The organism is Nocardia sp. CY41 (assembly GCF_009829325.1).
Classification (GTDB): domain Bacteria; phylum Actinomycetota; class Actinomycetes; order Mycobacteriales; family Mycobacteriaceae; genus Nocardia.
The window spans coordinates 66,236-90,632 of the sequence record NZ_VUOS01000022.1; the positions used below are offsets into that span (position 1 = coordinate 66,236).

Annotated in this window: 19 protein-coding genes and 1 pseudogene; 8 read left to right on the forward strand and 12 right to left on the reverse strand. The window is 70.3% G+C overall.

From position 1 onward, the window contains the following. Positions 1-14 precede the first annotated feature (14 nt). From GVY64_RS24210 to GVY64_RS24230, 5 genes are all read right to left on the reverse strand, one after another. Positions 15-533, reverse strand: coding sequence for a PspA/IM30 family protein (locus tag GVY64_RS24210; protein WP_159845637.1), 519 nt, complete (start codon positions 531-533; stop codon positions 15-17). 39 nt (positions 534-572) lie between these two features. Then, positions 573-1,340, reverse strand: a complete 768-nt coding sequence (locus tag GVY64_RS24215; RefSeq protein ID WP_159845996.1) for an alpha/beta hydrolase — start codon at positions 1,338-1,340, stop codon at positions 573-575. A gap of 408 nt (positions 1,341-1,748) precedes the next feature. Next, the gene (pheT, locus tag GVY64_RS24220; RefSeq protein WP_159845640.1) at positions 1,749-4,256 is read right to left on the reverse strand and encodes a phenylalanine--tRNA ligase subunit beta; all 2,508 of its coding nucleotides are present in this window, start codon (positions 4,254-4,256) and stop codon (positions 1,749-1,751) included. A 33-nt stretch (positions 4,257-4,289) separates the two neighbouring features. Beyond that, entirely contained in the window at positions 4,290-5,351 is a 1,062-nt protein-coding gene (pheS, locus tag GVY64_RS24225) for a phenylalanine--tRNA ligase subunit alpha (RefSeq protein WP_159845643.1), read from the reverse strand. Between the two features lie 429 nt (positions 5,352-5,780). After that, positions 5,781-7,208 (reverse strand): MFS transporter, encoded by a 1,428-nt coding sequence (locus tag GVY64_RS24230; RefSeq protein ID WP_159845646.1) that lies wholly within the window; start codon positions 7,206-7,208, stop codon positions 5,781-5,783. Positions 7,209-7,307: 99 nt separating this feature from the next. Here GVY64_RS24230 and GVY64_RS24235 point away from each other — a divergent pair, with 99 nt between their 5' ends. Further along, a complete protein-coding gene (locus tag GVY64_RS24235) occupies positions 7,308-7,883 on the forward strand; it encodes a TetR/AcrR family transcriptional regulator (protein ID WP_236567122.1) in 576 nt (191 codons plus the stop codon). 355 nt (positions 7,884-8,238) lie between these two features. Here the strand turns inward: GVY64_RS24235 and GVY64_RS24240 are convergent, their stop codons facing one another. From GVY64_RS24240 to infC, 4 genes are all read right to left on the reverse strand, one after another. Continuing rightward, the gene (locus GVY64_RS24240) at positions 8,239-9,030 is read right to left on the reverse strand and encodes a TrmH family RNA methyltransferase (RefSeq protein ID WP_159845649.1); all 792 of its coding nucleotides are present in this window, start codon (positions 9,028-9,030) and stop codon (positions 8,239-8,241) included. Between the two features lie 40 nt (positions 9,031-9,070). Continuing rightward, the gene (gene rplT / locus GVY64_RS24245; protein ID WP_039797323.1) at positions 9,071-9,451 is read right to left on the reverse strand and encodes a 50S ribosomal protein L20; all 381 of its coding nucleotides are present in this window, start codon (positions 9,449-9,451) and stop codon (positions 9,071-9,073) included. 113 nt (positions 9,452-9,564) lie between these two features. Then, positions 9,565-9,759 (reverse strand): 50S ribosomal protein L35, encoded by a 195-nt coding sequence (gene rpmI / locus GVY64_RS24250; RefSeq protein ID WP_159845652.1) that lies wholly within the window; start codon positions 9,757-9,759, stop codon positions 9,565-9,567. A gap of 62 nt (positions 9,760-9,821) precedes the next feature. After that, positions 9,822-10,487: a translation initiation factor IF-3 gene (infC, locus tag GVY64_RS24255; protein ID WP_084823654.1), complete on the reverse strand. Its 666-nt coding sequence runs from the start codon at positions 10,485-10,487 to the stop codon at positions 9,822-9,824. Between the two features lie 336 nt (positions 10,488-10,823). Here infC and GVY64_RS24260 point away from each other — a divergent pair, with 336 nt between their 5' ends. The 3 genes from GVY64_RS24260 to GVY64_RS24270 all read left to right on the forward strand — a co-directional run bounded on the left by GVY64_RS24260 (position 10,824) and on the right by GVY64_RS24270 (position 12,790). Beyond that, a complete protein-coding gene (locus GVY64_RS24260) occupies positions 10,824-11,351 on the forward strand; it encodes a DinB family protein (protein ID WP_159845655.1) in 528 nt (175 codons plus the stop codon). 4 nt (positions 11,352-11,355) lie between these two features. Next, a complete protein-coding gene (locus tag GVY64_RS24265; protein WP_159845658.1) occupies positions 11,356-11,697 on the forward strand; it encodes a DUF1844 domain-containing protein in 342 nt (113 codons plus the stop codon). A 382-nt stretch (positions 11,698-12,079) separates the two neighbouring features. Next, complete coding sequence (locus GVY64_RS24270) at positions 12,080-12,790, forward strand: alpha/beta fold hydrolase (RefSeq protein WP_159845661.1); 711 nt, start codon at positions 12,080-12,082, stop codon at positions 12,788-12,790. A gap of 55 nt (positions 12,791-12,845) precedes the next feature. Here the strand turns inward: GVY64_RS24270 and uvrA are convergent, their stop codons facing one another. Then, complete coding sequence (gene uvrA, locus GVY64_RS24275; protein ID WP_159845664.1) at positions 12,846-15,800, reverse strand: excinuclease ABC subunit UvrA; 2,955 nt, start codon at positions 15,798-15,800, stop codon at positions 12,846-12,848. Positions 15,801-16,359: 559 nt separating this feature from the next. On the opposite strand from uvrA, the gene GVY64_RS24280 reads away from it, so the two are divergent. Further along, positions 16,360-17,871 carry a GAF domain-containing sensor histidine kinase gene (locus tag GVY64_RS24280; protein WP_236567123.1) on the forward strand — a complete coding sequence of 504 codons (1,512 nt, stop codon included), beginning with the start codon at positions 16,360-16,362 and terminating at the stop codon, positions 17,869-17,871. A gap of 1 nt (position 17,872) precedes the next feature. Here GVY64_RS24280 and GVY64_RS24285 read toward each other — a convergent pair whose 3' ends face one another. Both GVY64_RS24285 and GVY64_RS24290 read right to left on the reverse strand, forming a co-directional pair. After that, a complete protein-coding gene (locus tag GVY64_RS24285; protein ID WP_236567125.1) occupies positions 17,873-18,583 on the reverse strand; it encodes a sigma 54 modulation/S30EA ribosomal C-terminal domain-containing protein in 711 nt (236 codons plus the stop codon). Positions 18,584-18,823: 240 nt separating this feature from the next. Next, positions 18,824-19,972, reverse strand: a complete 1,149-nt coding sequence (locus GVY64_RS24290) for a beta-ketoacyl synthase N-terminal-like domain-containing protein (RefSeq protein ID WP_159846003.1) — start codon at positions 19,970-19,972, stop codon at positions 18,824-18,826. 276 nt (positions 19,973-20,248) lie between these two features. Here GVY64_RS24290 and GVY64_RS24295 point away from each other — a divergent pair, with 276 nt between their 5' ends. The 3 genes and pseudogenes from GVY64_RS24295 to GVY64_RS24305 all read left to right on the forward strand — a co-directional run bounded on the left by GVY64_RS24295 (position 20,249) and on the right by GVY64_RS24305 (position 24,362). Further along, the gene (locus GVY64_RS24295) at positions 20,249-21,598 is read left to right on the forward strand and encodes a diguanylate cyclase domain-containing protein (protein WP_159845670.1); all 1,350 of its coding nucleotides are present in this window, start codon (positions 20,249-20,251) and stop codon (positions 21,596-21,598) included. A gap of 11 nt (positions 21,599-21,609) precedes the next feature. Beyond that, a pseudogene (locus GVY64_RS24300) lies at positions 21,610-21,894 on the forward strand (antibiotic biosynthesis monooxygenase family protein); the annotation flags it as partial. 170 nt (positions 21,895-22,064) lie between these two features. Further along, the gene (locus GVY64_RS24305) at positions 22,065-24,362 is read left to right on the forward strand and encodes a HelD family protein (protein WP_159845676.1); all 2,298 of its coding nucleotides are present in this window, start codon (positions 22,065-22,067) and stop codon (positions 24,360-24,362) included. The last annotated feature ends 35 nt before the right edge of the window (positions 24,363-24,397 follow it).

The window sequence follows — 24,397 nt, forward strand, 5'->3', positions numbered from 1 at the left end:
CCGCCCGGCCCGGATCACGGCTGGTGCGGGTCGATGTCGTTGCCGTGCAACGATTTCCGTATCCGATCCAGGCGCTCCCGCGCGGCCTTCTCGCGTGCCTGCCATTGTTCGTCCACGCTGCGGCCCGCTGGAGTCTGCCGGTCGAGTTCGCCCATCCCCTGCGCGGTGCCGTAGCGCTGCTCGACCTTATCGCGAACTGACTCGAAAGTAGGAACACCGGAAGCCGAATATCCGCCGCTCGCGGCGTCGCCGGTGATACCGGGCGGCGGTACCGGTACCGCCGGTACCGCAGAACCGCCGCCTACCTGGCCGGATACCTCCGGAGCCGGGTGCGGAGGCATGTCCGCGTCGGCGGGAGTGGCGGGAGTCACATCGTCGGCGGCTCGCGCATCACCGGTCTCCAACAGCCCGGTCAGCGCCGCATGGACCGCGGCGAACCCGGGACGCCCCGCCGTGGCGACCAGCAGAACCCCGGCGAGTTCCGCGTCCGACAGCCCCGCCAACCGGGTCACCATTTCGCTGTTGTCGCTCATACCGCCAGGCTACGCAGGCGGGGGCGCACCGCACGTCGTTCAGGATCGCACGAGCGCACCTGCCCACTCACGCACCAGGTCGTACCAGGCCGATCCGCCGACGACGATCAGATCGTTGTGCCCGGCCCCGGGGAAGACGACGAGTCGTTTCGGCTCCGGCGCGGCGGCGTACAGCCGGTGCGCGTGCCGCAGCGGAAGCAGTTCGTCATGGTCGCCGTGCATGATCAGCACCGGGGCGCGCAGCGCGCGGATGCGACGTTCGTTCGGATAGGCGTTCGGCACCAGCGGGGCGGGCAGGAACGGATACACCGACCGAGCCGCATCACGCAGACCGCTGAAGGTGGACATGAGCATCACCCCGGCGGGCGGATGGTGCTGCGCCAGCTCCAGCACGACACCGCCCCCGAGGGATTTGCCCAGATACAGCACCCGGTTCGGATCGACATCCGGCTGCGCGAGCAACGCACGCCGCGCGGCATGCGCGTCCAGGTAGGTGCCGTGCTCGGTCGGTCTGCCGGTGCTGCGGCCGTATCCGCGATAGTCGAAGGCCAGCACGTCGAAACCGGCCTCGGTGAGCAAGGCGAAGATGGGCACCCGGTCACCGAGATTGCCCGCGTTGCCGTGCGCGAACAGGACGTGCCCGACCGAATGCGCGGCGGGCATCCACCACGCGTGCAGCGTTTCCCCGTCCGAGGTGCGCAGGGACAGGTCGGTGTACGCCATGCCGAGCAGCGCCGGGGTCTGCAGCAGCGTCCGTTCCGGCAGATAGGTCAGCGCGTTGAGAATCGGACGGGCCGGATGTCGCATGCCCACGTTCTTACTCCTGGACAGGCGCGGCCGGGTCCGGCGGGGTGCCGTGACACCGGCGGATCACCGCACTTCGATCTCGATGACCGAGGCCTCGATCACGAAGGCGACGAAGACCGAGGAGACGGCGACACCGGCAGAGCGGCTCGAAGCGTCCGGCCGACATCGCGTCCAACGGGCCACGCTGTCGACCGGCGGCGACGATCCACCCGCGCACCGGCCGGATGCTCTCGCTATATCGGCGAACGAGGTCCGCGCGCGGCACCGCATCGGACGGTCGAGCGAACCGGCCGAGACCCCGGCGCACCACCTCGACCGGCCGCCAACGAGCGTCGGAACACAGCGGGCGGTGACAACGAGGCCGTACGCCCTCAGCCGCACGGCCTCTGTCGCCACGAGAACTCGGCGTCAGCCGCGCAGCACCGCGCCCACGGCGTCGGCCGCCGCCGCGACGGCCGCGTCGCGCGCCGCACTGGCCTCGTCCTCGGTGAGGGTCCGGTCGCCGGCGCGGAAGCGGAGGGCATAGGTGAGCGACTTGCGTCCCTCGCCCGCCTGAGCGCCTTCGTACACGTCGAACAGGGCGATGTCCTCCAGCAGTTCGCCGCCACCGGTGCGCAGCGCGGCCTGCACCGACGCCGCGGGAACCGTCCTCTCGACGCTCACCGAGACGTCCTGGAGCACCGCCGGGAACGGCGACACCGTCGGAACCGGCCGGGCTTCCCGCAGCGGCAACGCGTCCAGGTCGAGTTCGACGGCGCAGGTGCGTGGCGGCAGACCGGAACGTTCCAGCACGGCGGGGTGCAGTTCGCCCGCGTAGCCGACGACGGCGCCGTCCACCACCAGTTCGGCGCAGCGGCCGGGGTGCCAGGGCAAGTGTGCCGCCGCGCGGCGCTCGATGGTCACACCGGCCGCGTCCGCGACGGCGTCGGCGAGAGCGAACGCGTCGGCGGCTTCGACCGGACGGCCCGGCCCCCACGGCCCGCGCGGCTCGCGACGGCCGGTCAGGACGGCGGCCACGTGCACCGGCTGTTCGGGCAGCGAGTCGAGCAGCTCGGCGATCTCCTCGTCGGTGGGGCGACGGTCCACCGGCAGCGGATCGATCGCCCTGGTCCTCGCCCCGGGCAGCACGACCTGCGCGATGCCGTAGATCGCCAGATCACGCGCGCCCCGCGAGATATTGCGGGCGGCCACCTCGAGCAAACCGGGCAGCAGGGTGGTGGCCAGCTCGGCGCGCTCGACGTCCAGCGGATTGAGCACCTTCGTGGTGGCGCGGCGCGGGTCGTCGGCGTCCAGACCCCAGGTGTCGAACACCCCGGCGGGCAGGAACACCGGCGGCGGGACCTCCACAGCGCCCGCGAACGCCAGCGCGCGGCTGACGGCGCGGCGACGGCGCTGGGTGGCCGTGAGTCCCCGCCCGGCCGGTGCGGTGGGCAGCACGGACGGGATCTGCTCGAGACCCTCCAGCCGCAGCACCTCTTCCACCAGGTCGGCGGGCTGAGCCAGATCCGGCCGCCAGCTCGGCGGGGTCACCACCAGCTGACCGTGCCCGGCCTCGCTGACGCCGACCTCGACGGTGCAGCCGATCTGGGCCAAGCGCCGCGCCGAGGTCCCGGTCGGGTACGTGACGCCCGCGACGCGGTCGGCCAGATCGATGTCGATCCGGATGGGCGCGGGCGCCGGAAGCGGGGCCCGGACGTCGGTCAGCACGGGTTCGACGGTGCCTCCGGCGATCTCGGCCAGCAGCGTGGCCGCCCGGTCGAGTGCGGCGACGTTGATCTCCGGATCGACGACCCGCTCGTACCGCTTACCCGCCTCGGACACCAGCTTGTGCCTGCGCGCGGTGCGGTAGATCAGCAGCGGGTTCCAGGTAGCCGCCTCCAGCAGGATGTCGGTGCTGTCCGCGCCGACCTCGGTGCTGGCCCCGCCCATCACACCGGCCAGCGAGATGACGCCGGAATCGTCGGCGATCACCACGTCCTCGGCGTCCAGCGTGCGCTCCACGTCGTCCAGCGTGCGCAGCGTCTCGCCCGCGTTCGCGGCGCGGACCACCAGGCCGCCCGCCACCCTGGCCGCGTCGAAGGCGTGCAGCGGCTGCCCCAGCTCGAGCATCACGTAGTTGGTGACGTCCACCGCCGGCGAGATCGGGCGCACGCCCGACAACAGCAGCCTGCGCTGCAACCACCACGGGCTGACCGCGTTCGGGTCGATGCCGGTGACCCGGCGCGCCGCGAAACGGGTGCACTTCGAATCCGGCTCGACCCGGATCGACCAGGCTTCCTGCTCGTGGTCGGGCAGGGTCCGCACCGCCGGGTCGGCGTATTCGAGATCGAAACCACAGGCCAGTTCGCGGGCCAGGCCGCGCACCGAGAAGCAGTAGCCCCGGTCGGGCGTGATGTTCAGCTCGATGACCGTGTCGTCCAGGCCGAGCAGCGCGTTGGCGTCGACACCCGGCTCGGCGGTGCCCGGCTCCAGCACCAGGATGCCGGAATGGTCCTTGCCGATGCCGAGTTCGGCGACCGAGCAGATCATCCCGTTGGAGACGTGGCCGTAGGTCTTGCGCGAGGTGATCTCGAACCCGCCGGGCAACACGCCGCCGGGCAGCACCACCACCACCAGGTCACCGACCTGGAAGTTCCGGGCGCCGCAGATGATCTCCTGCAGCTCGGGCTTGCCGATATCCACCTTGCAGAAGCGGATCGGCTTCTTGAACTCGGTGAGTTCGGTGATCTCGGCGACCCGGCCGACCACCAGCGGCGGCTCGCCGCCCTCCGGGCCCGCGACCCGCCGGAGCTCGTCGACCTCTTCGACTTCCAGCCCGACCCGGACGAATCCCGCGTCGAGCTCCTCCGGCGTCACCGACCACTCCGGGTTGGTGCGCTGGATGATATCGGTCAGCCAGGACTGCGCTACTCGCACTTGACGTTTCGCTCTCTCGATCGAAGGGTGGGGTCAGGACCGGATACCGAAGGGCAGCGTGAAGCGCACGTCGCCCTCGACGATGTCGCGCATGTCCGGGATGCCGTTGCGGAACTGCAGCGTCCGCTCCAAGCCCATGCCGAACGCGAACCCGCTGTACACCTCGGGATCGATGCCGCTGGCGATCAGCACCTTCGGGTTCACCATGCCGCAGCCGCCCCATTCGACCCAGCCGGGACCGCCCTTCTTGTCCGGGAACCACACGTCGACCTCGGCGGAGGGCTCGGTGAACGGGAAGTAGTTGGGGCGCATGCGCGTCCGGGTATCCGGGCCGAACAGCGCCCTGGCGAACGCGTCCAGCGTGCCGCGCAGATGCGCCATGGTCAGGCCCTTGTCCACCGCCAGACCCTCGACCTGCGAGAACACCGGCGTATGCGTGGCGTCCAGCTCGTCGGTGCGGAAGGTGCGGCCCGGGCAGACCACGTAGATCGGCAAGTCGCGTTCCAGCATCGAGCGCACCTGCACCGGAGAGGTGTGCGTACGCAGCACCTGGCGCGACCCTTCCGGCGCGATGTGGAAGGTGTCCTGCATGGTGCGGGCCGGATGGTCGGGCAGGAAATTCAGCGCGTCGAAGTTGAAGTGCTCGGTCTCCACCTCGGGACCTTCGGCGACTTCCCAGCCCATCGCGACGAAGACGTCGGCGACCTGCTCGGAGATGACGGTGATCGGGTGGCGGGCGCCGACGGCGGCGCGGCTCGCGGGCAGCGTCACGTCGATGGTCTCGGCGACCAGCACCGCGGCGTCGCGCTCGGCCAGCAACGCGGCACGGCGGGCCTCGCACGCCTCCGAGACCCGGGTCCTGGCGACGTTGACGCGCTTGCCCGCATCGGCCTTCTCCGACTTGGGCAGGCTGCCCAGCGCCCGCTGCGCCAGAGCCAGCGGCGCCTTGCCGCCGAGGTGCTCGGTTTTCGCGACCGCGAGCGCATCCAGGTCGGCGGCAGCGGCGAACGCCTTCTCGGCGGCCGCCGCGGCCGCGGCCAGTGCCTCCTCGGTCAGCGCTGCGTTCTGCTCGCCTGCGTCGATGTCGTCGGCCACGATGCTCCGTCTCTCCCCTTCGGTTCGCGGGCACAGCTGATCGCCTGCCCGCCCTGCTGCTGGTGAACGGCCTAGCGTTCACGGAACACTATTGCGTCGACTACACACTATTGGATCGGCCGCAGGCCCTTCACGTGGATTACCCTCGACACGGCGCAGGCCCCGGTGTCGGTCGCCGCACTGCCGTGGCGCACCGAGTGATGTGCCGGCTACTCCCGCAGGGTTTCCTCCGCACGATGAGCGGAATCGGCCGCCGCGCAGCGTACGACGCGCCGATGGTCATCCGCCCCGAGCCGCGGAGCGGGCACGTCATCGGGCCTACTGCGCATGGCGGTGACGCGCGCGGGACGACTGTGGCGCGGTCGCGGCGCGCAGGCAGACGACGAACCCTGTCCGCGCACAGCACGGACAGGGACGCACGGATCGGGCTCAGCTCGCCGCAGTGACCCGGCGCGGCAGCAGCAGCGAGGTCAGCGCCCCCGCCCCGACGATCGCCGCCCCCACCCAGACCGCGGGCACGAGACCGTCCACGAAGCTCTGCGGATCCAGGTAGGAGCCCGACGAGGCGAACACCGACGCCAGCACCGCGACACCCATCGCGACACCCACCTCCCGGACGGTGTTGTTGGTGCCCGAGGCCATCGCCTGGTCCTCCGGAGCCGCGCTGGCCATCACGATGGTCGACGCTGGCGCGAAGGTCAGCCCCATGCCCACGCCCGCCAGTACGAACGGTGCGACGTACGAGCCGTAGCCAATGTCCACCGTGGTGATGGCGGCCATCCAGGCCAGCGCGACGGCCAGCAGCACCTGCCCGGTGGTGATCAAGGTGCGCGCGCCGATTCGGTCGACCAGCAGGCCCGCGATCGGCGCGACCACCATCGGCGCCATGGTCCACGGCATGGTGCGCACGCCCGATTCCAGCGGACTGTAGCCCTGCACCACCTGGAAGTACTGGGCGAGCAGGAAGATCGAGCCGAACACGCCGACCGAGAAGGCGAAGCCGACCACGTTGCTCACGCTGAAAGCCCGGGAGCGGAACAACCGCAGCGGCAGCATCGGCTCGGGCACGCGCAGTTCCCAGACGAGCAGGCCGGCCAGCAGCACGGCGCCGCCGATCAGCGCGGACAGCACGCTCGCCGAGGTCCAGCCGTCGTCGGCGCCGTGGATGACGCCCCACACGATCGCGAGCACGCCGCCCGCCGACAGCAGCAGGCCGACCGGATCGAGGCGGCGGCCACGGCCGTGCGATTCGGCGAGCACCCGCGCCGCGAACGGCAGGACGGCCAACCCGATGGGCACGTTCAGCCAGAAGATCCACTGCCAGCTCAGTCCGTCGACCACCGCGCCGCCGATCAGCGGCCCGAGCGCGACACCGAGGCCGGCGATGCCGCCCCAGATGCCGATGGCCGCGTTGCGCATCCGCTCCGGGACGGCCGCCGACAGCAAGGTCAGCGACAGCGGCATCACCGCGGCCGCGCCGAATCCTTGCACCGCCCGCGCCGCGATGAGCAGGCCCGGCCCGGTCGCCAGCGCGCACGCCGCCGACGCCAGCGTGAACAGGGCGATGCCGAGCAGGAAGATCCGGCGCCTGCCGAGCCGGTCGCCGACGGCGGACGCGGTGAGCAGCAGGGAGGCGAACGACAGCGTGTAGGCGTTGACGAACCATTGCAGGTCGGCCAGCGAGGCGCCCAGCTCGGTGCGGATCACCGGCAGCGCGTTGGTCACGACCAGGTTGTCCAGCGTGACCATGAACATCGGGATGCCGACCGCGGCCAGCACGGCGGCGAGCCTGCGGCCGCCGATCTCGGCCGCGGGCGCGCCGACGGGCGGCGCGGTGGTGGGAAGAGTCTCGGTCATGTCCAGTCCTTGTTGTAATCGACCGATAACTTATGGAGAACGGTATGCATCGACTGATAACATGTCAAGTGAAAGCACGATTACCTTCGGAAACGGAGCATGATGGCGACCAGAACCAGGATGACGGCCTCCGAACGGGGCGAGCAGGTGCTGCGGGCAGCGGTGTCCGCGTTCGCCGAATCCGGTTACGCCGCTACCCGCACCGACGAGATCGCCCGGCGCTCCGGCGTGTCACAGCCGTACGTCATCCGGCTGTTCGGCACCAAGCAGAACCTGTTCCGGGTGGCCCTGCATCGCGTATGCGACCGGATCGAGGAAATCTTCCGCACCGCGCGGGCCGAGGCGGAGCCGGAGGCGGACCCCGAGGCGGCGATGGCCGCCCTCGGCAACGGCTACCACCACTTCCTCGCCGAACGAGAATTGCTCCAGGTGCTGCTGCACGGATTCGCCGCCAGCGCGGATCCGGAGATCGGCGACGAGGTCCGGAGCCGATTCGGCGACATCTACCACCTGATCCGGGACCTGACGGGCGCATCGGAAACCGAGGCGCGGCGCTTCCTCGCCACCGGAATGCTCCTCACCGTGATGAGCGCGATGCGGGTAGCGGGCCCGGACGCGGGGCCCGCCGCATGGGCGATGGAGATCATGGAAGACCTGATCACCCGAGGCGACTGACGACCTCGGCCACGTCATGAGCGGCACAACCCGAAGGCGACGCCACTGAAGGCGAGCGGTCACCCCATAGGAGCGCCGCGAACAGGCAATGCCGCATACGCGGGAGAATCAACCCACTGGCACCAGTAGTCACAGGAGTACCGGCGGCACATCACCGAGCACCGTATCGGCGACCGCCGTGCGGACGAAGTAGTACACAACCGTCGTGTATCGCAGGATCTCTTCGACGGCTTCGGGAATGTGACTCGAATACCCGCGGTCAGATCGAATTGGGCCGGCACCGCGCGCACCGCGTTCCGAGCCGGCCTCGGGCCGCGAACACGCCGCGCCGAAGGCGCGGCAGATCGAACACAGCTCAATACCGCACGCGCGAATTCGCGTAGAGGCAGATCGCGGCGGCCGTCGCCAGATTCAGACTTTCGGCGCGGCCGCGGATCGGGATGCGGATGCGGTGGTCGGCGCGGCGTGCGACGGCCGGGTCGAGACCGTGCGCCTCGTTGCCGAACAGCCAGGCCACCGGCCGGGTGAACAGTTCGTCGGCGTCGTCCAGGTCGACTTCGCCGTTCGCCGCCGTCGCCAGGATCGTGATTCCCGCCGCGGCGATGGAATCGAGCGTCTCGGCGACGTCGCGGTGCCGCGCGATCGGCACGTGGAAGATGCTGCCCGCACTGGCCCGCACACATTTGCCGTTGTGCGGATCGACGGTGTCGCCGGCCAGCACCACGCCGTCGGCGCCGACCGAATCCGCTACCCGCACGAGCGTGCCCGCGTTTCCCGGCTCGGCGATCTCGACGGGGACGGCCAGCATGCGCGGTCGAGCCTGGAGAATCCGGGACAAGGGCACGTCGAGCAGATCGCACACCGCCACCAGTCCGGGTGCGGTGACGGTCTCGGCCAGATGCTGTGCCGCTCGATCGCTGACCAGCGTGGTGCGAACACCCGTCGCGGCCGCCCCCGCGATCAGCGCGTGGTCGCGTTCGGCGGCCGTCTTCGAATAGAACAGCTCATGCACGCGCGTGGTCTCCAGCGCGGCGGCCACGGCATTGGCGCCTTCGGCGAGGAATCGGCCCGCCTTGCGACGCTGCGCTCCGCGCTGCAGCTTGACAGCGGAAACGACCCGCGGATTGCGCTCACTGAGCGCTTCCACGGGTCGTTCCGAAAAGTGTCCGTGTGCCAACGACTGCGGCTCAGGCGGCCGGCGCGTTGACATCCTGCGGCAGGGCGGCCTTGGCGACCGCGACGAGACCGGCGAACGCCTCGGCGTCCGACACCGCGAGCTCGGCGAGGATCTTGCGGTCCACCTCCACCCCGGCGGCCTTCAGGCCCTGGATGAAGCGGTTGTAGGTGATGTCGTTGATCCGCGCGGCGGCGTTGATGCGCGCGATCCACAGCTTGCGGAAGTCACCCTTGCGCGCCCGGCGGTCCCGGTAGGCATAGGTGAGCGAGTGCAGCTGCTGCTCCTTGGCCTTGCGGTACAGCCGCGAGCGCTGGCCGCGGTAGCCCTTGGAGGCCTCGAGGATGGAACGGCGCTTCTTCTGAGCGTTGACGGCCCTTTTGACGCGTGCCACTGGTCAGTCCTGTTCGATCTGGGGGCGCGGGGCGGCGCCCGGAAATGGGGTCGGGGGGTGGCGACGGAGTTGCTCCGGTCGCGGTGTGCTTGCCGGTCTGCGCGGGGGCGCGATCAGAGACCGAGCAGCTTCTTCACGCGACGGACGTCGGCGGCGGCGACGACCTCCACGCCGTCCAGACGACGCGTCCGGCGGGTGGGCTTGTGCTCGAACAGGTGGCGACGGTTCGCCTGCTGGCGCAGCAGCTTGCCTTTGCCGGACACCTTGAATCGCTTCGAGGCGCCGCTGTGCGTCTTCATCTTCGGCATGGATGGATTCCTCTATCTGTCGTCCCGGCGGTCGGGGCGGACCGCCGGTGTTCTGATCGGTGTTACTGCGGGCCGGCCGTCTCGGCCTGCTCCGCAGCGGGCTGACCGGCCGGGGCGGCGCTCGGCGCCGGGCGCGGAGCCGACTCCTGCTGCGCCTTCACCCGGGTCTTCGCGCCCTTGTGGGGGGCGAGGACCATGGTCATGTTGCGACCGTCCTGCTTGGCCGAGGTTTCCACGAAGCCGAGGTCGGCGACGTCGGACGCCAGCCGCTGCAGCAGCCGGAAGCCGAGTTCGGGGCGGGACTGCTCGCGGCCCCGGAACATGATCGTCACCTTGACCTTGGACCCGGCCTCGAGGAAGCGAACGACGTTGCGCTTCTTGGTCTCGTAGTCGTGGTCATCGATCTTCGGGCGGAGCTTCTGCTCCTTGATCACCGTCTGCTGCTGGTTCTTCCGAGACTCGCGCGCCTTCTGCGCCGTCTCGTACTTGAACTTGCCGTAGTCCATGATCTTGCAGACCGGCGGACGGGCATCGGGTGCCACCTCGACCAGATCGAGGTCGGCTTCGAGGGCGACGCGTAGTGCATCTTCAACACGCACGATCCCAACCTGCTCGCCGCCAGGTCCGATGAGCCGGACCTCGGGAACACGGATGCGATCGTTGATGCGGGTCTCAGTGCTGATGGGGCCTCCTAGGTCAAGCGGTGTCGTCAGACGACCGCGCGCAATAACTGCAACCCCTTTTCAACACGAAGGCCCCGGTGCGGTATTCCGCGCACGGGGCCCGATGTCGACCGATCACCGACCACGAGAGAACTCGGATCGACTCTCGTGGTCGGGTTCTCCGCGAGAACCACTACACGAGAAACCCGCCCTCGAGGGCGGGTGACCGGACCGCTGGACCGTACGATGACTCGTCGGCAACGGTGGGAGTCGGGCTCCACTTATCAGCCCCAGGGCAAGCCCGGGGCGGTCGTCAGCGGAAAGTCTAACATTCCGTTCGGCTATCGCCGAATCGGCTCTAAATCGGTTGCCCGGCCGCCGCCACCGTGCCAGGCTCCCCCGATGCGTGCACCCCGCCGTGACCTGCTGCGATGGCAGTTCGACCTGACCTGGGCCCTCGCCGGTATCCACCTCGACGCCCTCACGCCGGAGGACTTCCTCTGGGAACCCGCCGACCTCACCTGGACAGTACGTCCCGACGCCGAGGGCGTGTGGCGCCCGGACTGGGCCGACACCGAACCCGACCCCGTGCCCGTCCCGACGATCGGCTGGCTGACCTGGCACATCGACTGGTGGTGGGGCGCGGCCATCGACCACGCCGAGGGCCGCACCCCACCCGCGCGGGAGGACGTGCACTGGCCCGGTGACGGCGCCGCGGCCGTCGCCCGCCTGCGCGAGCTGCACACCGAGTGGACGCGGGCGCTCGACGGGTTCGACGAGACCGAGTTGGACCGCCCGTCCGCCCACCCGTGGCCCGCCGACGCCGGTTTGACCGTCGCCCACTCGGCGGGCTGGGTGAACGCGGAGCTGATGAAGAACGTCTCGGAGATCGGCCACCTCCGGATGCTGCGGGCGGCGTCGCTAGCCTGAAGACATGACTGACGAGCTCGACGCCTCCGTCCGCGAACTGGCCGACATCCCCGCGGTCGAGGTGATCAGCCGCGCCGCCGTGATGTTGATGAGCTCGGCGGCCGAGAAGCTGGGGCTGGCCGACGAGAACCCGGACACCAGCCCGCGCCGCGACCTGGACGAGGCGCGCCGCGTGATCACGGCGCTGGCCGGACTCGTCACGGCGTCGGTGGAGTACCTGGGCCCGCACGCCGGGCCGATTCGCGAAGGGTTGCAGTCGCTGCAACGGGCCTTCCGCGAGTCCTCCGCGCATCCGGATGAGCCGGGTAAGGGCCCGGGCGAGAAGTACACCGGCCCCGTCTACTGATCGGCTCGGCTGGGCCACCGCGACCGCGCGAACCAAGCCTCGGTCGGCGTGCTGGGCGACGACGGCCGGTACCGCACTGCGATGAGCCGCCGACCGCGAGCATTCGTCGGCATGCGGCAGGGACAGGCGCGACCGGTCCACCCCGCCTCGGCGACGATCAGCGGACCGGCCCCTCGGCGCGTGCGACCGGTGGTCTCACCGCCGCCCGCCTCGTCGCGCCATCGCCGGCAGTCGGATATGTCGGATATCGATGGCGCCGCAGGCCGAACCCACCATCTCGACGCCCCACGGAATTCCGAAGCGCGGCCGGAAATTGTGCGCGAATCACGCATGGGGACACGAAGTTTAGGAAATTTCCCAATGGGTAGGGCACAGTGAGCCCATGGCTACTCGGATTCTGCTCGCTCCCGGATTCTGGCTCGGCGCATGGGCGTGGGACGAGGTCGCACCCGATCTGCGGCAGCGTGGCAACGAGGTATCGGCGCTGACGCTGCCGGGTCTGGACGCCACCGATCCCGACCGGTTGTCGGCCACCTTGGAATCCCAGGCGCAAGCGATCATCGACGCGGTACCCGCGGGCGAGCCCGTCGTGCTCGTCGCGCACTCCGGCGGCGCGGCGCCCGCGTATCTCGCCATCGACCGGGCACCCGGCTTGTTCCGCCGGGCGATCTACGTCGACAGCGCGCCGCTGCCGAACGGTTTCGTCATCAATTCCGCACTGGACGTCGCCGCACGCGAGTGGACCCTGCCGGACTGGCCGGAGCTGGAGGCCGCGGGCAACAGCTTGGCCGGCCTCGACGACGCCGTCCTGACGCGGTTCCGCGAGCGCGCGGTGCCGCAGCCCGCGTCCGTCGCGGCCGCCCCGCTGCGCTTGAGCGACTCGCCCGCCCGGCTGGCGGTGCCGACCACCGTGATCTGCAGCAGCATGACCGCCGAGCTGGTCGAGAAGCTGCGCGACAACGGGGAAGCCCCGCTCTTCGCCGAGCTGGCCCGCATCGATGCCGAATACGTCGACCTGCCCACGGGCCACTGGCCGATGTGGTCCAAGCCGAAGGAACTCGCCGAGCTGATCCACGTCATCGCCAACCGCTGACGCGAGCAGCGGCGCGGTCCGCGGAAACACGAACCGCGCCGCATCGCAGGACGGATCAGCCGACCGCCGCGGCCTTCTTCACCGGACGCTTGGCGGCCTTCGCCGCGGCAGCCTTCTTCGCCGGAGCCTTCTTCACAGCGCTCCGTGGCGCGGGCGGCTGGTCCAGCACCTCTTTCAGGAACTGGCCGGTGTAGCTGTGCGCGACGGCGGCGACCTCCTCCGGCGTGCCTTCCGCCACGACGGTGCCGCCGCCGGAGCCGCCCTCGGGGCCCATGTCGATCACCCAGTCGGAGGTCTTGATGACGTCCAGGTTGTGTTCGATGACGATCACCGTGTTGCCCTTGTCCACCAGGCCGTTGATTACGTTGAGCAGCTTGCGGATGTCCTCGAAGTGCAGGCCGGTGGTCGGCTCGTCGAGGATGTAGACGGTGCGGCCGGTGGACCGCTTCTGCAACTCGGCGGCAAGTTTCACCCGCTGGGCCTCGCCGCCGGAGAGGGTGGGAGCGCTCTGGCCCAGGCGCACGTAGCCGAGCCCCACGTCCACCAGTGTCTTGAGGTAACGGTGGATCGAGGTGACCGGCTCGAAGAACTCGGCCGCCTCCTCGATGGACATGTCCAGCACTTCGGCGATGGTCTTGCCTTTGTAGTGCACCTCGAGGGTTTCCCGGTTGTAGCGGGCGCCGTGGCAGACCTCGCAAGGGACGTAGACGTCCGGCAGGAAGTTCATCTCGATCTTCAGCGTGCCGTCACCGGAGCAGGCCTCACAGCGACCGCCTTTGACGTTGAACGAGAACCGGCCCGGCTGGTACCCGCGCACCTTCGCCTCGGTGGTGGCCGCGAACAGCGTGCGGATCTTGTCGAAGACGCCGGTGTAGGTGGCCGGGTTGGACCGCGGCGTGCGGCCGATCGGCGACTGGTCCACCTGCACCAGCTTGTCCAGGTGGTCGAGCCCGTTGACCCGGGTGTGCCTGCCCGGCACCTGCCGCGCGCCGTTGAGCCGGTTCGCCAGCACGGTGGCCAGGATGTCGTTCACCAGAGTCGACTTGCCCGAGCCGGAGACGCCGGTCACCGAGGTCAGCACGCCGAGCGGGAAGGCCACGTCGATGCCCTTGAGGTTGTGCTCGTTCGCTCCCACGACGGTGAGCTGCCGTTTCTTCGTGACCGGACGGCGCACCAGCGGCACCTCGATCCGCTCGCGGCCCGACAGGTACGCCCCGGTCAGTGAGTTCGGATCGGTGAGCAGCTCTTCGTAGGGCCCGCTGTGCACCACCGTGCCGCCGTGCTCGCCGGCGAAGGGGCCGATGTCGACCACCCAGTCCGAGGCGCGGATGGTGTCCTCGTCGTGCTCGACCACGATCAGCGTGTTGCCGAGATTGCGCAGCCGCGTGAGGGTTTCGATGAGCCTGCGATTGTCCCGCTGGTGCAGGCCGATGGACGGCTCGTCGAGTACGTACAGCACGCCGACCAGACCGGAGCCGATCTGGGTGGCGAGCCGGATCCGCTGCGCCTCACCGCCGGACAGCGTGGCCGCCGCGCGCGACAGCGTGAGGTACTCCAGGCCGACGTCGAGCAGGAAGCCCAGCCGCGCCTGCACCTCCTTGAGCACCTGCCCGGCGATGGCGGCTTCGCGCTCGCCGAGGGTGAGCGAATTGAGGAACGCCGAGCATTCGCCGATGGACAGGTCGCTGACGTCGGCGATGGACTTCTTGTCGCCGTTCGCGGCGATGGTGACGGCGAGGATCTCCGGGCGCAGCCGGGCGCCGTTGCACACCGGGCACGGAATGTCGCGCATGTACCCGTCGTAGTGCTCTTTCATCTGCTCGGACTCGGTGCTCTCCATGCGCCGCTGCAGGAACGGCATCACGCCCTCGAAGTCCGCGTAGTACGAGCGCTTACGGCCGTAGCGGTTGGTGTAGGACACGTGCACCTGGTCGGCGCTGCCTTCCAGCACCGCCTTGCGCGCCTTCAGGGGCAGATCCTGCCATGGGGTGTCCATGGAGAAACCGATGGAATCCGCCAAGCCGGACAGCAGCCGGGTGAAGTATTCGGCGGTCTGCCCGCGCGACCACGGCGCGATGGCGCCTTCGTTCAGGCTCAGCGCCGGATCGGGCACCACCAGTTCCGGGTCGACCTCCTTGCGGATGCCGAGGCCGGTGCAGTCCGGGCAGGCGCCGTAGGGCGAGTTGAACGAGAACGAGCGCGGCTCCAGGTCCTCGATGTCCAGCGGGTGACCGTTCGGGCAGGCGAGACGCTCGGAGAAACGGCGCTCCCGGTCGTGCGCGTGCTCGTCGCGGTCGACGAAATCGAGGACCACGATGCCGTCGGCGAGCCGCAGTGCGGTCTCGATGGAATCGGTCAAGCGCTGTTTGGACGTCGGCTTGACCGCCAGCCGGTCGATGACGACCTCGACGTCGTGCTTCTCCTGCTTCTTCAGCTTGGGCGGATCGGTGAGCGGGTACACCACGCCGTCGACCCGCACGCGGGAGTAGCCCTGCGTGTTGAGCTGGTCGAACAGGTCGACGAACTCGCCTTTGCGGGTGCGCACCACCGGCGCGAGCACCTGGAAGCGGATGCCCTCCTCCATGGCCAGCACCTGGTCGACGATCTGCTGCGGCGTCTGCTTGGCGATCAGCTCGCCGCACACCGGACAGTGCGGGGTGCCCGCCCGCGCGTAGAGCAGCCGCAGGTAGTCGTAGACCTCGGTGATGGTGCCCACGGTCGAGCGCGGATTGCGGTTGGTCGACTTCTGGTCGATGGACACCGCGGGCGACAGGCCCTCGATGAAGTCGACGTCGGGCTTGTCCATCTGCCCGAGGAACTGTCGCGCGTACGCCGACAGCGACTCGACGTAGCGCCGCTGCCCCTCCGCGAAGATCGTGTCGAAGGCCAGGCTCGACTTGCCGGAGCCGGACAGGCCGGTGAACACGATGAGGCTGTCGCGGGGCAGGTCGAGATCGACACCCTTGAGGTTGTGCTCCCGAGCTCCGCGCACAGTGAGGCGTTCCGCCACAGGCCGTCCCTTCTCCTTCGTGTTCGGCGTCCAGACATACCCCCGGCCGCCATGCTAGGCATGGGCACCGACAAGTTTCGCGGACCGCCCGTCACCTCGACGAATGGCGGCAACACCGGCGGGCGGACGGTACGGATGGGGCCGGGAAACAGGCCAGGACGCCTTCGTAGCATCGCCCTCCCGGCACCACTGGTCAACAGCGCGACAGCGCCGGTCATTCCCCTCGGCCGCCGTCGCCACCGCCCGCCGGGGCAACCGGTATCCCACCGACAAGGTACCGGCAGCGGGTCCGCCCGGCTGCCGCGGGCGCGATGGTGTTCGACTTCACTCCGCGTCCGTGTGGCGGAGAACATGGTGCACACGGGGTGACCGATCCGGACGGACCGGCCACCTGGCCCGGGCCGGCGCCTCCGGCGACGTCCGCTCATCGCGATGCACAATCCGCGCCGTACGCACCGGCGTGCGATTACACTGAGCCCGCTGTGCGCACCCCACCGGCCTCCCCGACTCCTTTATGACGCACCTCATCCCCCCTCTTCCGTCAACGGTTCTCGACACCTTGCGCGCCCTTCTGCGCACCGCTACCCGCCTGGTCGACGCCCGGTACGGAGCGCTCGGTGTTCGCGGGCACGACGAGCGACCGGTCGAATTCCTCTTCGAGGGCGTCGACGACACGACGCACACCCACATCGGACGCTCGCCCGCCGGGCAGGGCGTACTCGGACTGTTGTTGGCGCACCCGCGACCGATCCGGCTGGACGACCTGTCGGAACATCCCGCCTCCGTAGGTTTTCCGGCCGACCATCCCGCGATGGGCAGCTTCCTCGGGGTGCCGGTGCGGATCGGCGAGGAGATCTTCGGCAATCTCTACCTCACCGAGAAGACGGGGGGACAACCCTTCACCGAGGACGACGAGGCCATCGTGCTGGCGCTGGCCGCCGCGGCGGGCATCGCCATCGAGAACGCCAGGCTGTACGAGTCCGCGCGAACCAGGCAAGCCTGGATCGAGGCGACCCGCGACATCGCGACCGAATTCCTCGCGGGCACGGCGCCGGACCTGGTGCTGGCGCAGGTGGTCGCGCGCGCCCGCGCGCTGACCGGCTCCCAGCAGGCGCTGCTGGCCGTGGCGCCGCCCGCGACACCACCCGACGAAGCCACCGAACTCGTTGTGGCGCAATGGTTCGGCCCCGGGCCGGGACCCGAACGACTGCGCGTCGCGGGCACCGCGACCGGCGCGGTGTTCACGCAGCGCGCGCCGGTGCAGGTGCCCGATGCCGGTCCGGATGATCTCGGCGCCGCGGTCGGCGCGGCAGGGCCCGCGCTGGTGCTGCCGTTGCAGACCGCGGACCTCGTGCTCGGCGTGCTGATCCTCGTGCGTCCACCCGACGGCGCCCCGTACCCCGGCGAGCTGGTCGAGCTGACCGCCGCGTTCACCGACCAGGCGGCGCTGGCCATGCAATTGACCGAGACCCAGCGCAGGATGCGCGAACTCGACGTGCTGGCCGACCGTGACCGCATCGCGCGCGATCTGCACGATCATGTCGTCCAACGGCTGTTCGCGGTCGGGCTGGGGTTACGCGCCACGGCGGCGCGCACAGAGGATCCCGAAGTACGGCGACGGCTTTCGGCGGAAATGGACGGTTTGCAGGAGGTCGTGCAGGAGATCCGCACATCGATCTTCGACCTGCACGGCGGCGATCCGCTGCGGCGGCGGCTGGAGGACGCCGTCCGCCAGCAGACCGCGGGCGGCGCGTTCCGCACCAGTATGCGGTTCGCCGGACCGCTGTCGGTGGTGGGCGACGCGCTCGCCGACCACGCCGAGGCCGTGGTGCGCGAATCGGTCAGCAACGCCGTGCGCCACTCCGGCGGCAGCCGGCTCGCCGTCGAGATCACCGTCGGCGACGAGCTGACCGTCCTCGTCGAGGACAACGGCACCGGGATGCCCGCGGAGGTGACACCGAGCGGGCTGGCCAACCTCGCGCAGCGCGCGACCATGTCCGACGGCCGCTGCACGGTCGGGCGGACCGAGAGCGGCGGGACGAGGGTGCACTGGTCCGCACCGCTGGCCTAGCTCAGGCGGGCGCGACGAGCGCCAGATCACCGTCGTGGCGCCGGTACAGCAGCCCGCCGCGTCCGCTGCTCGGGTCGGTGCAGAACAGGAACGGCAATCCCTTGCGGCACAACATATTCGCCGCTTCGACCGGATCCAGGCAGGCGGCGGGTGCGGCGTCCACGACGATCGGCGGGGTACTCCGGACCGTCTCCGGCGACCAGATCGGCGCAGAGGTCGCCCGCTGGCGGATGAGCCGCACACCCGCCGCCGCCCAGTGCACCACCGCGTCCTCACCGGTCTCGGCGTCGGTGAACAGGTGGGCGTCGTAGTCCATGGCGTCCAGCACCGCGACCGCTTCGGCCGGCGTGCAGGTGGACAGGGCGCACCGCTTACGGCGGACGATCGGACGCGGTGCACCGGCGCTGGCCAGCGGAGGCCGGGCCGGATCGGGCCAGGTCCGCGCCTCCCGCGCGGCCATCCTGGCCAACCGGCGGTCGAGCCGTTCGGCGGCGAAGGTCACCGCGAACCCGCGCGGCCCGGTGACCTGGACCCGGATGACGACGTCGAGATGGCGCACGTCGACCTGCACCACCGTCGGCACCTCCGGGTCGGCCGGCGCGCTCAGACGCACCCGGGCCGGAGCGTCGAGATGATGTCGGCGCAGCACGCGAGCGACGGCGCGCACCGCCCGCGTGACGTCCGTGGCGGCCACCTCCCCTCGCGTGGTCACCGCCACTTCCGGACCGGCCGCCGTCGTCCACTGTTCCGATGCGCATCGCAGCCCCGATGAGACCATCTGCATTGCCCCGCTTTCCAGAGCGATCCGTCCCGATCCATGCCAGCACCGCCTGCGGTGCCGCGAACAGGGCCGAAAGTCCCCATCGGCCGGTGGCCGCACCGGCGGGTTGCGGACTCGGGAACGACCCGGCGGTTCGAACGCCTCCGTCGAATGACGTCCGGTCCGTGGGCATCACGGCCGGGCGGGGCCGAGCACCACCGCGGAGTTGTTGCCGCCCATGCCGAGCGAGAGTTTCACGGTGATGCCGCCCTCGAACGGCGCCGGGCCGTCCAGCAACCGCGGATGCGCGGGCGCGACGATCGGGGCCGCGGGCACGATGCCGCGGTCGTAGGTGAGCGCGGCCGCCGCCACCTCGACCGCGGCGGCAGCGCCCTGGCAGTGGCCCGCCAGCGGTTTCAGCGCGTAGATATGCGGGCGGTCGGCGAACACCTGCTCCATCAGATGGTGCTCGGCCGCGTCGCACTGCCGGGTCCCGGTGCCGTGCGCGTTGAAGTAACGGACGTCCGCGGCGGCGACTCCCGCGGCGGCGAGCGCGCGGCGAGTGCATTCGAGGATCTGCTCGTGGGCCGGATCGACCGACACCACGTGATAGGCGTCGTTGGACATCGCGCCGCCGAGCACCGCGGCGTAGGGCCGATCCGCCGAGCCGGTCAGTACGAACGCCACCGAGGCCTCCCCCATGCTGAACCCGCGACTGCCCGCTTGGAAGGGGCGGCACGCGTCCATCGGTTCGGCGTCGGTGACCGCGGCGCCGAGCCGGACGAAACTCGCCAGCATGTCCGGGGTGGCGGACAAGTCGGTCGCGACGAAGATCACGTCGTCGGCCATGCCCGCGTCCAGCCAGAGCTTCGCGGTGATCAGCGCCACGTTGGCGGAACTGCACGCGGCCGAGACGTTCATCGCCGGACCGTGGAAGCCGAATTCCTGCATCAGCATCGAGACCGGCGTCGAGGGCAACAGCCGCAGGTACTCCCTCGACCGGCGGTTGCCCCCGTCGACGAGGTAGAAGTCGCGCCAGTTCGCCACGTCCCCCAGCACGATGGCGTGCAGCAGGCCCACGGTGCGGCCGGGCCGCCAGCCGCGGTCGCGGGCGTCCGCGACGGCCTCCCGCGCCGCCTCGTGCACGGCCCGGCCGTACCGGCTCGTGCTCACCTCCGGGTCGCCGCCGTCGGGCACCAGCGCGACCCACGCGTCCTCGTCACGGCCGGGCCCGTAGCCCGAGCGCAGGGCGGCCGCCGACTTGCCGCTGAGCAAGCCGTCCCACAGTCGTTCCCGCCCCCATCCGTAGCCGGTGATCGCGCCGATCCCGGCGATGGTCATCTGGTTTCCGTGCCCCGGCGGAGTAGGCACCCGCGCGGCGGTATTCGGGTCGGCACCCGGCATGTATCGCTCCTTCGCCGGCCGCCCGGGACGCTAGAGCGGTTCGCCCCTTCTCGACGCGGCAGCCGGTCTCTGCCATGATCGCCGGATCCAGGCCGGGAACGTGCCGGTACTGTGATCGAAGCAATAGCGTGGACGGTGTGATCTTGTCCACGTCGATACCAGAATAATCCCGTGTTCCAATGGCCATAATGGGGTCGATGATCGGGGGTTCGAGTGGGTGACGACAAGCTAGCCGCCGCGGTCGACGCCGCCGAACAGCTGGCTGCGCGCTACCGCTCCCTGGTCGAACACACTCCGGACGGCATCTGCGTGCACGAGCGCGGCCGGGTCGTCTACGTCAACCCGGCGACGGTCCGCCTGCTCGCCGCGGAGGACGCCGAGGAGATCGTCGGCCGCCCGCTGACCGACTTCGTCCACCCCGCGTCGGTTCCCGCGATGCTCGACCGCATCAGCACCCTCACCACCGCGGGCGCAGCCTCCGTCCCCACCGAGATGACCTTGATGCGGGTGGACGGCGGCACCGTCCCGGTGGAGACGGTGTCGGTGCTGACCGCCTGGCACGACCGCCTCGCCTACCAGGTGGTCATCCACGACCTCACCGCCCAGCGCCACGCCGAGGCGGCGCAGCGCCGAGCCGAGCACTACTTCACCACGGTGGTCTCCCAGTTGGAGGAGGGCGTCGTGGTGATCGATCCGGAGGGCCGGATCGAATCGATGAATCCGGCCGCCAAGCGCATCTTCGGCACCGAGGGGCCCGACCGCCAGGTGATCGGGCGCACCATCCAGTCACTGCCGCTGGTGCTGCTGGACGCGAACGCCCAGCCCCTGCCGCCGAGCCGGCATCCGGTGGCGCGCACGCTGGCCACGGGCGAGACCATCACCGGGTACATCTTCGGCGTCGACCGGGTGGACGGTCAGCGCCGCTGGCTGTCGGGCAGCAGCAGGCTGCTCAATCCCGGCGACTCGCGTTCGTCGGCGGTGTCCTCCTTCGCCGACATCACCGAGTTCCGCGCCAGCAGAAGACAGTTGGAATACCAGGCCACGCACGACTCGCTCACCGGGCTGGCCAACCGCTCGCTGATCCTGTCCCAGCTGGCCGCCGCGCTGGCCAGCACCGAGGAACTGCTGCCGGTGTCCACCGTGCTGTTCATCGACCTGGACGGGTTCAAGGCGATCAACGACACTCTCGGGCACGCGATCGGCGACACCGTGCTGCAGATCGTCGCCCAGCGGTTGCAGCGCGCGCTGCGCGGCGACGACATCGTCGGCAGGCTCGGCGGCGACGAGTTCCTGGTCCTGCTGTCCGGCCGCACCCGCCGCGTCGACATCGACGCGCTGGTCCACCGGCTGCGCTCCACCATGGCCGAGCCGATCATCGCGCGCGGGCACCGGATCGAGGTGAACGCCTCGATCGGCGTCACCGAACTCGGGGTGGGCGACCGGCGCAGCCCGGAGGCCGTGCTGCACGACGCGGATCTGGCGATGTACCGCGCCAAACCGCCCGGGCGACGGGAAGGCACCGTCACCAAGGGCCGCAGGCCGAACAGCACCCACGCGTCCTGACGAGCCCGCGCATGATCATCGAACACGCCCTGCTGCCGGTTCGCCCCGAGCGCGCCGCCGATTTCGAAGCCGCCTTCGCCGCGGCGCGGCCGATCATCGCGAGCATGCCCGGCTTCCGGTCGCTGTCGCTGTCGCGCGGGGTGGAGTCGCCGGGCAGCTACCTGCTCCGGGTGGAATGGGACCACATCGACGATCACGTCGTCGGATTCCGCGGCTCGCCGGAATATCAGCGCTGGAAGGACCTGTTGCACCACTTCTACGACCCGTTCCCGGCGGTCGAGCACTTCGCGCCGGTGCTCCTCACACCGTCCGGCAACCCCGCCCCTGTTCCCCCGCAAAGCACCCGACCTGGGCTTACGGCGAGCCCGCCGCAACCCCAGTAGACTCGACAACTCTGCTTTCCGTGCGTGCGCCTGCCCGGCCGGGCGGTGTGCTCGCGCCTGTTCGCGGTGACAAGGAGTTCAGTTTGCCCGACCTCACTCAGGACCGTGCCGCCCACGACGGCGCTCCCGAGCGGACCCGCGAGACCGAGCAGGAGCAGGCGTACCTGTCGGTGCTGTACGAGCGGCTCGACGAGATGCGCGATTACGCGCGCAACCGGTTGCGCACCGTGCTGCTGGAGACCGGCGGCACGCCGCAGGCCCGCAGCGAGCGGGAGTCCTTCAGCCAGCTGTACACCGAGGACCTGGCGAAATACGACGCCGCCGAACACGGCCTGTGTTTCGGCCGCATCGATCTCGACGGTGCGCAAGAGGAGTACCGCTATATCGGCAGGCTCGGCATCCTCGACGAGAAGGACGACTACGAGAGCCTGCTGCTGGACTGGCGCGCCCCGCTGGCGCGGCCGTTCTACCTGGCCACTACCGCGGCGCCGGATGGCGTGACCCGGCGCAGGCACATCCGCTCGCGCAACCGCAAGGTCACCGCGATCAACGACGAATACCTCGATCTCGAGGCCGCGCGCCGGGCCGGAGTCACCGGCGCCGACGGCGGGGTCGGCAGCGAGAGCGCGCTGCTGTCCGCGCTCAACGCCGCCCGCACCGGCCACATGAACGACATCGTCGAGACCATCCAGCACGAGCAGGACGCGATCATCCGCTCCGAGCACAAGAGCGTGCTCGTCGTCCAGGGCGGGCCGGGTACCGGCAAGACCGCCGTCGCGCTGCACCGCGCGGCGTATCTGCTCTACACCTATCGCCAGCAGCTGGCCAAGAGCGGCGTGCTGATCATCGGACCGAACGCCACCTTCCTGGACTACATCGGGCAGGTGCTGCCGTCGCTCGGCGAGACCGGCGTGCTGCTGTCCACCATCGGCGATCTCTACCCAGGGGTGCGCGCGGCCCGTGAGGACTCGCTGCGCGCCGGCGAGATCAAGGGGTCGCTGACCATTCTGGAAGTGCTCAAGCAGGCGGTGCGCGACCGGCAGGAAGTGCCCGCCGAACCGATCCGGCTCAGCTTCGACGGTTATCCGGTCACGCTGGATCGCAAGATCGCCACCAAGGCCCGCGGGCGCGCGCGATCCTCACGCCGCCCGCACAACCTGGCCCGCCCGATCTTCGCCGCGTCGGTGATCGACGCGCTGACCGATCAGCTCGCCCAGACCATGGGCGCCGACCTGTCCGGCGGCCCGAGTCTGCTCAGCTCGGCCGACCTCACCGAGATCCGCGACGAGATGCGCGCCGACCCGCATATCCAGGCCGCGATCGCGAAGCTGTGGCCGATCCTGTCCCCGCAGGACGTGCTGGCCGACCTGCTCGCCGACCCCGGACGGCTGGACCGGGCCGCGCGCTCGCTGGACGCCGCCGACCGCGCCGAGCTGCTGCGGCCGGACGACGGGCAGTTCAGTGCCGCGGACGCGCCGCTGCTGGACGAGCTGGCCGAACTGCTCGGCGTCGACGACACCGAGGAACGCGAACGCGCCCGCCGCCGCTGGCGCGCCCAGATCGCCGAGGCGCAGGACGCGCTCGACATCCTCACCGGCTCCGCGCCCCAGGATCTGGAAGACGACCTCGACCCCGAGATCCTGATGGCCTACGACCTGATCGACGCGAGCCAGCTGGCCGCGCGCCAGGACTTCCGCACCCGCCAGACCACCGCCGAGCGCGCCGCGGGCGATCGCACCTGGACCTACGGCCACGTGATCGTGGACGAGGCGCAGGAGTTGTCGGAGATGGCCTGGCGCATGGTGATGCGGCGCATTCCGAACCGGTGGGTCACCGTGGTCGGCGACGTCGCGCAGACCGGCGACCCGGCGGGCACGTCCTCCTGGCAGCGGATGCTGGAACCGTACGTCGCGTCCCGCTGGAAGCTCACCGAACTCACTGTGAACTACCGCACGCCCGCGGAGATCATGGACGTCGCCGCCGACGTCCTCGCCGCCATCGATCCGGCGGCGACCGCGCCCCGCTCGGTGCGCGAGACCGGCGTCGCGCCCCGTGCCTACCGAGTCGCGCCCGGCGACGTGCACGCCGAGGTGGCCCGGCTGGTCGCCGCCGAGACCGGGCCGGGCACCACGGCAGTGATCGCGCCGCAGGCGCTGGTGGCGGGCCTGGCCGACCTCGCGGGCCGGGCCGTTCGAGTGCTGACCGTGCACGACGTGAAGGGCTTGGAGTTCGACGCGGTGTACTTGGTGGAACCGCAGGCCATCCTGGACGAATCACCGCGGGGGCTCAACGACCTGTACGTCGCGCTGACCCGCGCGACCCAGCGGCTCGGCGTGGTGCACAGTGCGGACCTGCCCGGCGTGCTCGACCGGCTGCACTGATCGGCCGCCACGCGCGCAGACGACGAAAAGGCTCC